The sequence below is a fragment of the Curtobacterium flaccumfaciens UCD-AKU genome, from assembly GCF_000349565.1.
Lineage (GTDB): Bacteria > Actinomycetota > Actinomycetes > Actinomycetales > Microbacteriaceae > Curtobacterium > Curtobacterium poinsettiae.
In genome coordinates this window covers 796-1,249 of the sequence record NZ_KB714631.1, presented here as the reverse complement: position 1 = coordinate 1,249, position 454 = coordinate 796, and the positions used below count along the sequence as shown (strand labels likewise).

1 pseudogene is annotated in these 454 nt (G+C 71.6%); it reads right to left on the bottom strand.

The features are described 5' to 3' along the window. Positions 1-29: 29 nt before the first annotated feature. Positions 30-454 (bottom strand): annotated as a pseudogene (locus H489_RS33730) (alpha-L-glutamate ligase); the annotation flags it as partial.

The following is a 454-nucleotide window of genomic DNA, read 5'->3' as shown; positions in this document are numbered from 1 at the left end:
GGGCCTCCAGTCCGGTGGTCCTTGCGGTCTCAGGCCGTGAGCTCGGCCGCGTACTCGGCCGCCAGCAGGCCGCCGAGGTACTCCGCGATGGAGCGCGGGCCGGAGGCCGGCGCGGACTCCTCGACAGCAGGGTTGTAGTTCGTGTTCGTGTTGATGTCGTAGACGACGGTGCGGCCGTCCGTGGTCTCCATGAACTCGACGCCCGCGATGGTGATGCGCTGGTCGGCGAGGAACGTGCGGAGCTGCTGGACCAGCGGGTGGCCAGCGGTGATCTCGGTCCGGACGGCGAACGCCGGGGGCGCACCGGCGGTCTCGGTACCGGGCACGTCGCAGACGGCGCCGGCGATGACCTGGGGCACCTCGCACGCGTCGGCGGGGCACAGTTCGAAGCTGCCGGCGCTGGTGTCGACACGGACGGCGTAGACGAACTCGCCGCCGACGAACTCGACGCGGG